Consider the following 8,571-nt stretch of genomic DNA (forward strand, 5'->3'; position numbering starts at 1 on the left):
GTGCGCATGACCGTCGACCACCGGCACATGAACTTCAACGGCGGCTGCCATGGCGGCGCCCTCTTCGCCTTGGCCGACACCGCGTTCGGCCTGGCCTCCAACTCGCATGGCGCGCTGGCAATGGGCATCGACGCCCACATCGCGTTCCAGGTCGGGATACGCGCCGGCGACACGCTCGTCGCCCGAGCCACTGAGCTCACGCGCGGGCATCGCATCGGCGTGTACCGGGTCGAAGTGGCCCGTGTCGATGCGGACGGTCGGGAAACGGCCGTGTCGAGTTTCACCGGCACGGTCTACATCAAGCACAGGCCCGATGAGAAGCGCGAGCCGCAGGCATGAGAGTCAGCGTCGAAGCAGACCGGCCGGCCAAGGATGCGCGGGGTCGAGTGCTGCCCAAGGCGGGCCGCACGGCGTGCCCGCACCGGCACCGGGGCATCACGTTTCCGCGCCTCGCGTGCGGTATTCACGGCCAACCAGCGCAAAGCTGCAGCGCCGTCGCGCCGGCGGCACCGAGCTTTTGGTTTCCTCCGGCGACACTTGCTTACGGACTCGGCGGCGGGTTCTTGTGATGGAGGCGGCCTTGCGTGCATTCATGTCAGACGAGACGGCGTGGCTGGAAGACGACTCGCACATGCAGCTGCCGGTGCAGGGGCTCTTCGCGGATCTCGATGCCGCGGCCGGCTCCATTGCCCTGACCGACGATTTCCTGCGGCTGCCGGCCTCCGTGCGCGCCGAAGTCCTGCAGCACTGGGTCCGCGGCCTCGAAGAAAAGCGCCGCCAGGCCATCGTGCAGATGTTTCGAGAGATGATGGCTCCGCTCGGGGATCTGAGCATCGTCGAGCAGGTCGAGAATTTCCGCCACGCGTGCGCGCAGCTCGGCATCGACTGCCCGAGCGACCTTCCGCTTCTGCTGCAACGCTACTGAGCGATCGATGCTGGAACCACTCGCTGCCCGGCTAGGACTGACCGTCGATCGCGACGTGCGGGAGTACGTCGCCGACGAACAGCTCAAGCTGGTCTGGGCGCATGCGGCGGTCAGCACGCTGATCGCGACCGCCTTCGCAGCGGTCATGGCCATCCACCTGAGCGGCAGCGTGGACGCGCACCTGGTGCAGTTGTGGCTGGCCCTGAAGGTGATCGTCGCGGTACCGCGCGTCGTTCAGGCGCACCTGTTTCGGCGCCTGGCCAAGCCCGGCGGCCAGGCTTGGCGGCTGACGACGTGGTGGATGCAGATGCTGGACGGCGCGGTCTGGGGGCTCGGCGGTTTCTGGTTGATGGGCAGCGACATCAACACCGCGTCGCTGGTCACCGCCAGTCTGTGCTGCGTGGCCTGTGTGGCGACCTTCGGCCTGCAGGTCTCGAGGGCCGCCACGGCCGCGTACGTGGCACCGATCATCGTTCCGATGATCCTCGGCATGGCGCTTCGCGGCGACTCCTTCGGCGTCTACGGCGCCGTCGGGCTCGCGCTGTTTCTTGCGCAGATCCTCATCACGTCCAAGCGCGCCGAAGGCAAGTTCGTCGAGATCTTCCTCCTGCGTCTTCATGCCGCCAAAGTCTCGGCCGAGCTCGAAAAAGCCCTGGAGTTGGCCCAGCGCCAGTCCTCGGTGAAGAGCCAGTTCCTCGGGACGGTCAGCCATGAATTGCGCACGCCGGTGCACGGCATGCTCGGACTGGCCCGACTGGTGCACGTGGAAACCGGCGACCCGCTGATCAAGAAGCGCATGGAGCTGATCGAAACCTCGGGCACGCACTTGCTGTCGCTCGTGACCGAACTGCTCGACATCACGCGCATCGAGGCCGGGCAGATGCGGCTGCAGCGCGTCGAGTTCGACCTGAACGCCGAGGTCGCGCGCGTCGGCGACATCTACACCGTTCGCGCCGCCGAAAAGGGCCTGGCCTTCACGCTCGACAGCAAGGTCGCCGGGCCTTGCTGGGTCACGGGCGACCCGTCGCGCACGCGGCAGGTGCTGCATAACCTGCTGGGCAACGCGATCAAGTTCACGCACAAGGGCTGGGTACACCTCATGTTCGAGTGCTGCTCTGCGGATGGGGAAGTGCGCTTCGAAGTGCGCGACACCGGCCTGGGCATCAGCGACGAGGACCAGGCCACGATCTTCAACGCCTTCCGCCAGATCGGCGGGGCCAGCACCTCGCGGATGGAGGGCACCGGCCTGGGGCTGACCATTGCCCGCGAGATCGCGCGGCTGCTCGGCGGCGACATCACGGTCAGCAGCCGCCCGGGCTTCGGTTCGATCTTCCGTTTCACTGCGCGTTTCGCCCCGATCGAAGCGGGAGCGCCTGCGCGGAAGGTCCAGGCCGATGCCGATGCGCCGCCGGCGGTGGCGCCCTCGCGCATCCTGCTGGTCGAGGACAACGACGTGAACGCGCTGATCGCCACCTCGATGCTGGCCAACCAGGGCCACCGCGTCGAGCGCGTTTCCGACGGGGCCGAGGCGGTCCGGCGCGCGCTGCGCGAGATCGACCGGCCGCAACTGGTGCTGATGGATTGCATGATGCCGGTGATGGACGGCTTCGAGGCCGCCCGCTCGATCCGCGTCCAGGAAAAGGCGCTCGGCCTGGACCGCGTTCCCATCATCGCGCTGTCCGCGCTGCTGCAGGAAGAAGGGGAGAGGCGCTACGCCGACGCCGGCATGGACGACGCCCTGCCCAAGCCCTTCACCGATGTGGACCTGCAGCGCATCGTCGGCGCCTGGCTGGAGCCGGCGCCGCAGGCCCTGCTTCCAGCCCGCCTGCAAAACGTCAGTTGAGCAGCGAGAGCCCGCCGCACGGGGCGGGGCGCAATGCCGGGACGCTCGCGCGGCGAGGCGCCGCCGAGTGCGGCAGACCGAGGCCGGCGGTTTCGCGATCCACGCTCGCCGAGCGCGGCATGGCCGGTGCCGTGCTGAAGAGCTGCAGGTCGGGGTGCGCCGTCTCGATCATGAACTGATACAGCGCATGGCCGTTCTCGCGCCACCGGCTCTCGGCGGTGGTCACATTGAACGCCAGCACCCGGTGCTCGATCTGCATGACGTGCAGCATGGGCACCGACGGTTGACCGGCGAAAAGATCGACGAAGCCCAGGCGCTGGTACTGGCGGATCAGGGCCTCGCTGCGCGCGCTGATCACCATCCAGCGAATCTGGCTGGCCATGCAGAAAAGGTAGCTGGCCTTCATCAGGCACAGCTTGGCCAGGGGGTCGGCGCTGGGCACGACCGACAGGCGGGTGATCTCCACCCGCGTGTCGGTCTGCATGGCGGCCGGCAGGCGAACGCTGTGCTCGATGAGCAGGGGGCCCGCGGCGTTGGTCTGGAAGCGGGCCGTCGCGATCGCCTCGCCGCTGACCTTGTCCACGCACAGCACCACGGTCGTGTTTTTGTCGGCATCGAGCAGGTCCGGCTCCAGCAACACGGAGCGCAGATGGGGCAGGTGGCGCCCGTAGGCGGCGGCACGCACCTCGCACGCGGCCAGCAGGTCCTGGCGCGTGCGCACGATGCGCAGATCGAACGAGAGCGATTGCGTTTGCACGAGGATTTCCTTCAACGACGGTTCTTGGGGTGGTTGCAATCGTTCGAGTGCGATAAGCCCCTCTGCGACTTGTGTGAAAAGGTACACGTTTCGCGCGTCGGCAGATGCGATTGGCTGCAAAAATGTTTGCGCTCGAATCGCCAAAAAGTTCACGCTTGCTCGATTGACAAGCAATGGCGCTGCTGATAACGGCCGCACAAAGGAAGTCTCATGTCGCGTCTGAACCGTTCGCTCGGCATGCTGCGGTCGCTGGCGATCTACCACGGCATTCCCTGGCGCGCGGCGCAGTTGCGGTCGTTCTACCGGGGCTTCGTGCGGCCCGGTGCACTGGCTTTCGACGTCGGCGCGCATGCCGGCAACCGGGTGGCGGCATGGCGGCGGCTCGGCGCGCGGGTGGTGGCGGTGGAGCCGCAGGCGGATTTCGAGCGCCTGCTGCGCCGCTTGTTCGGGAGCGACCCGCAGGTGACGGTGCTGGCGCAGGCGCTTGGGCGCCAGAGCGGGCAGGCGCAGATGCTGAGCAGCGAACGCAACCCGACCGTCTCGACGCTCTCAGTGGACTGGGCGCGCCGCGCCGGCGCCAGCGAAGCCTTTCGCGGCGTGCGCTGGACACCGGGGCCGATGGTGAGCGTGACCACGCTCGACGCATTGATCGCGCGTTTCGGCATACCCGATTTCGTCAAGATCGACGTCGAGGGCTTCGAGCTGGAGGTGCTGCTGGGGCTCAACCATGCGCTGGCCGCCCTGTCGTTCGAGTACCTGGCGCCGCAGCGCGAGCTGGCCACGGCTTGCATCGACCGGTTGCAGACGCTGGGGCGCTACGAGTTCCGCGCCTCTGTGGGCGAGCGCCTGCGCTGGCTGCACCCCGGCTGGCTCGACGCCGACGAGGCGCGGCACTGGCTCGCCGGCCTGCCGCCACAGGCGCCCTCGGGCGACCTTTACGTGCGGCTCACAGAGTCGGCCTGCCGCTCGCAGGCGGCGGCTGCTTGAGGCTGCGGCGGAGAACCCTTCAAGTTCTCGCTCTACGAAAGTCGATCGCCTTGTTCGGCACCCAGCAGATGCGTGCCGGGGCGCCCCGACCGCTTGCGTGGGGCGGCGCGGCGGCGCTTACTGTGCTGCCGCCGCTACGGACGCACTGGCCGGGTCGACCGGAGCCGCGGCGGTAGGCACTTCAGCGACCGGTTCGCGCAGCGTGAAGAAGGCGGTCACGGCGGCAGCGGCGATGACGAGGACGCCGACGAGTACGATCAGGATGCGTTGCATGGGGTCTCTCCAGGGATGTTTGGTGGTGCAGGTGCCCTGTGCGATAGCAGTCACTGTGCCCGCAGCGGCTGCGCCGCCTTGCTCGCAAAGGCGGCGGCGCGTTCGAGCAGCAGTTCTCGCTCGCGCGCATTGCGCGTGAGCGTTGCCGCGTACGCGAATTCCGCCGCGGCCTCACGGTTGCGCCCCAGCTTGGCGAGAAGGTCGCCGCGCACGCTCGGCAGGAGGTGGTAGCCGCGCAACTGCTGCTGCAAGACCAGCGCTTCGACCATCTCCAGGCCGGCCGCCGGACCGAAGGCCATGCTGATCGCGACGGCGCGGTTGAGCTCCACCACCGGCGAAGGCGCGAGCTGCGCGAGCGCGTCGTAGAGCGCGGCGATGCGCGCCCAGTCGGTGTCCTGCGCGGCATTGGCGCGCGCATGACACGCGGCGATCGCAGCCTGCAGAGCATATGGCCCCAGGGCGCCGCCGAGCGCCTCGGCGCGCGCCAGCGCGGCCAGGCCGCGGCCGATCAGCAGTCGGTCCCAGCGCGAGCGGTTCTGTTCGAGCAGCAGGACGGGCTCGCCCCTCGAGCCGGTGCGCGCCGCCGAGCGCGAAGCCTGGATTTCCATCAGCGCGACCAGGCCGTGCACCTCGGGCTCGCCCGGCGCCAGCTCCGCGAGGATGCGGCCCAGGCGCAGCGCCTCGTCGCACAGTGCAGGCCGCAACCAGTGTTCGCCCGCGGTGGCCGAGTAGCCTTCGTTGAAGACGAGGTAGACGACCTCCAGCACCGACGACAGGCGCTCCGCCAGCGCTTCCCCGCGCGGCACCTCGAAGGGCACGCGCGCCTCGGCCAGACTGCGCTTGGCCCGCACGATGCGCTGCGCGATGGTGCGCTCCGGCACGAGGAAAGCGCGCGCGATCTCCTCGGTGGTCAGGCCGCCGAGCAGGCGCAGGGTGAGGGCGAGCCGCGCCTCGGTCGAGAGCACGGGATGGCAGGCGGTGAACACCAGGCGCAGGAGGTCGTCGCCGATATCGTCGTCGAGCGCGGCGTCGTCGATGCCGGGGACGAACAACGCCTGCCGCGCCTCGAGCTCGTGGCCGAGTTCCTCGTGCTTGCGCTCGTGCAGCTTTCTGCGGCGCAACTCGTCGAGTGCGCGGTGTTTGGCCGCAGCCATGAGCCAGGCGCCCGGCTTGTCCGGCACGCCCGACGCCGGCCAGCGCTCCAGCGCCGTGACCAGCACGTCCTGCGCCAGTTCCTCGGCCAGCCCTACGTCGCGCAGCATGCGCGTGAGCTTGGCGATGAGGCTCGGCGCCTCGATGCGCCAGATTGCATCGATAGCCCGATGGACTTCGGGCGTCACTGGCGCGGGCCGTCCTGCATCTCGGAAAACCCCGCCGCCGCTTCCTGCACGTCGGGCGGGAAGTCCTCGAACTCCTGCACCTGTCGCACCTCGATCACCTCGTTGTCCGAAGCCGGGCAGCGCGACGCCCACGCAATGGCTTCCTCGCGCGAGTTCGCGCGGATCATCCAGTAGCCGCCGAGCACTTCCTTGGCTTCTGCGAAGGGCCCGTCCGTCACCTTCGGCTTGCCGCCGGAGAACGAGACGCGCGCGCCCATCGAAGGCGGATGCAGGCCGTCGAGCGTGACGAGCACGCCGGCCTCCTTGAGGGCCTCGTTGTATTTCATCATCGCGGCCACGGCGTCGGCCTCGGGCATCGTGCCCGGCGCCGCCTGTTCGTAGCCCTTGGGGATCATCAGCATCATGAATCGCATGGTGGTTTCTCCTTGAATGCCGGTGGTTGTCATGCGGACCGTGGTCAGCGCCTGGCCAACCGGTTCAGTGCTTCGGCGCGTTCGCGCTGGCGTTCTTCCTGCGCCCTGAGTTCGGGCGTGAACTCAGGGCCGAAGTCTGCCGCCTCGAAGATCTGGCGGATCTCGATCTCGGGCTCCCCACCGGTCGGGTTGGGACAGCGCTTGACCCATTCGATCGCCTCCTCCAGTGATCGGACCTGGATCAGCCAGAAGCCGGCCACCAGTTCCTTGGCCTCCGTGAACGGCCCGTCGATCACCGTGCGCTTCGTGCCGGAAAACCGCACCCGCGCGCCTTTGGAGCTCGGATGCAGCCCCTCCCCGGCGAGCATCACCCCCGCCTTGACCAGCTCCTCGTTGTAGCGGCCCATGTCGGTGAGCAGCTGTTCGCTGGGCATGACGCCCGCCTCGGTGTCCTTGTCGGCCTTGACCAGAATCATGAATCGCATGTCGTTCTCCTTCGCGTTGCGGATGTGAGCCGGGCCGCCGGCTTCATGCCGGCCGAAAGCGTCGGCTCTATCCGTACGACGAACGAGCGGAGCCCGGATCGACAGGCTCTGACACTTTGTTTCAATTCTCGGCGGCAGCGACCCAGTGATTGTCCAGCCGCAGCGCGGGAAGGGCCAACGGGCGAGACGGCACGGTCTGCAATGTGAGCGCCTGTTTTTCCCCGCCGGCCCACAGGGCCGTGGGCGTCGCGGCCAGCGCGCAGCCCGAGGCCAGCGCGGTGAAGCCGGCTGCGCGGCCGTCGGCATGCCAGAGCGCCACGCCGTTCGCGCGGGGACAGGCCACCGCGAAACCGCCGCCGCGCCAGGCCGCGATGTCGCCGCCGTAGCCGGCCAGCGGCGCCGGCTCGGCCAGGCGCAAAACTTCGCCATCGAAGAGTGCGAGCACCGACGCGCCGGCGCGTCGCGGTTCGTCGTCGTGCTCGGCCTGCAGCGCGATGCCGACGTGGCGGCCTTGCCGAGCCAGGTGGCGCAGGCTCAGGCGCGCATCGTCGAGCCGCCATTGCCCGAGCCGGCGCCCGTTCGCTTCCACGTCCAGCCGCACCAGCGAAGCGTCCATGCGATCGAGTCCACGCTTGGCACGGCCGGTCTCGGGCTGCGTCGGGATGCCGCCGTTGGCCACGAGGAGCCGGCCCTGCACATCGAACAGCAGCGCATGCGGATCGAGGCCGTGGCTCGGCCATTCGGCGCGCTGCTCCAGGCTGCGCGCGTCGCGCACGCCGATGAGGCCCGCGCCGGTGTCGAGGTCGGTCTGCGTCGTGTAGAGCGTGCGGCCGTCGGGGCTAACCAGCACGTGGCCGTTGAAGCTGCGATCGGGCTCGCTCCACACGCGCTGCACGGTGCGCTGTTTCGGGTGCCAGCGCAGCAGCCAGTCGCCCGGCCGGCGTGCCACGGCCAGGAGTGTGGCGCCGCGCTCCCACAGCAAACCGTGGGCGCGCGTCGGCACCTCGGTCGAGGCGGCGATGTGCAGCGCGCCGTCCGTTTCGACCAGCAGGCCGATGTGGTGACCGGCTTCGTCGTCCCAGGCGGCGGCGAGCCTGCAGCCCGCAGCCCCGGTGCGGCCGGCGACGCGGGCCAGCACAGGCGAGCCGGCAGCGTCGGCGCGGCCATCGCCGCGGGCCAGTCTCGGCGCCGTGAGGGCGGCCAGCGCGGCGAGGCAGTGGCGGCGGTTCAGGGACGACGACGAGTCCATCACGCGCAATCCGGGCTCGCCGTGGTGGCATCGGGAACCGCTGCAAGGACCGGTGCGGCGCCGGACCGCGGCGGGCTGCACCAGCTCGTTTGCCGCGTCACGGAAGTTGCTCGGGCACGACGCGGCCTCAATCGCCGTCGGCATCGGAAAAGCCGATGCTGACCTCGAGCGCAGGCGCGACCTGCTCCTGCACCACGCGCCCGAGGGCGGCCAGCGCGCCCGCGGCATGCCTCAGGCGCTCGGGCGCCTGGACGGACAGGCCCGCCAACGAGCGGTCGGCCTGCTGCACGGCATGCCGA

General features: G+C 69.3%; 10 protein-coding genes. 4 read left to right on the top strand and 6 right to left on the bottom strand.

Features of this window, described 5'->3' with window-relative positions; genetic code table 11:
• The 3 genes from H0W38_RS10680 to H0W38_RS10690 form a co-directional block, all read left to right on the top strand.
• Positions 1-339: hotdog fold thioesterase (locus H0W38_RS10680; RefSeq protein WP_292453711.1), on the top strand; the 339-nt coding region annotated here is incomplete at its 5' end.
• Between the two features lie 229 nt (positions 340-568).
• The gene (locus H0W38_RS10685) at positions 569-925 is read left to right on the top strand and encodes a hypothetical protein (RefSeq protein WP_292453713.1); all 357 of its coding nucleotides are present in this window, start codon (positions 569-571) and stop codon (positions 923-925) included.
• A gap of 7 nt (positions 926-932) precedes the next feature.
• Positions 933-2,768 carry an ATP-binding protein gene (locus H0W38_RS10690; RefSeq protein ID WP_292453715.1) on the top strand — a complete coding sequence of 612 codons (1,836 nt, stop codon included), beginning with the start codon at positions 933-935 and terminating at the stop codon, positions 2,766-2,768.
• On the opposite strand, the gene H0W38_RS10695 is transcribed toward H0W38_RS10690, so the two are convergent.
• Complete coding sequence (locus tag H0W38_RS10695) at positions 2,761-3,525, bottom strand: hypothetical protein (RefSeq protein WP_292453718.1); 765 nt, start codon at positions 3,523-3,525, stop codon at positions 2,761-2,763. The genes H0W38_RS10690 and H0W38_RS10695 overlap by 8 nt on opposite strands.
• A gap of 210 nt (positions 3,526-3,735) precedes the next feature.
• Here H0W38_RS10695 and H0W38_RS10700 point away from each other — a divergent pair, with 210 nt between their 5' ends.
• Positions 3,736-4,512 carry an FkbM family methyltransferase gene (locus tag H0W38_RS10700; protein WP_292453721.1) on the top strand — a complete coding sequence of 259 codons (777 nt, stop codon included), beginning with the start codon at positions 3,736-3,738 and terminating at the stop codon, positions 4,510-4,512.
• Between the two features lie 117 nt (positions 4,513-4,629).
• On the opposite strand, the gene H0W38_RS10705 is transcribed toward H0W38_RS10700, so the two are convergent.
• The 5 genes from H0W38_RS10705 to H0W38_RS10725 all read right to left on the bottom strand — a co-directional run bounded on the left by H0W38_RS10705 (position 4,630) and on the right by H0W38_RS10725 (position 8,272).
• On the bottom strand, positions 4,630-4,785 hold the full coding sequence (locus H0W38_RS10705; protein WP_292453724.1) for a hypothetical protein: 156 nt from the start codon (positions 4,783-4,785) through the stop codon (positions 4,630-4,632).
• A 50-nt stretch (positions 4,786-4,835) separates the two neighbouring features.
• Complete coding sequence (locus H0W38_RS10710; protein ID WP_292453726.1) at positions 4,836-6,125, bottom strand: RNA polymerase sigma factor; 1,290 nt, start codon at positions 6,123-6,125, stop codon at positions 4,836-4,838.
• Positions 6,122-6,538, bottom strand: coding sequence for a YciI family protein (locus H0W38_RS10715; protein ID WP_292453729.1), 417 nt, complete (start codon positions 6,536-6,538; stop codon positions 6,122-6,124). The genes H0W38_RS10710 and H0W38_RS10715 overlap by 4 nt, the downstream gene beginning before the upstream one ends.
• A gap of 44 nt (positions 6,539-6,582) precedes the next feature.
• Positions 6,583-7,023: a YciI family protein gene (locus H0W38_RS10720; protein WP_292453730.1), complete on the bottom strand. Its 441-nt coding sequence runs from the start codon at positions 7,021-7,023 to the stop codon at positions 6,583-6,585.
• Between the two features lie 121 nt (positions 7,024-7,144).
• A complete protein-coding gene (locus H0W38_RS10725; protein WP_292453733.1) occupies positions 7,145-8,272 on the bottom strand; it encodes a DUF1513 domain-containing protein in 1,128 nt (375 codons plus the stop codon).
• Positions 8,273-8,571 lie beyond the last annotated feature (299 nt).

Source organism: Methylibium sp., from assembly GCF_013817365.1.
In the GTDB taxonomy this organism is placed as follows: Bacteria; Pseudomonadota; Gammaproteobacteria; order Burkholderiales; family Burkholderiaceae_C; genus Methylibium.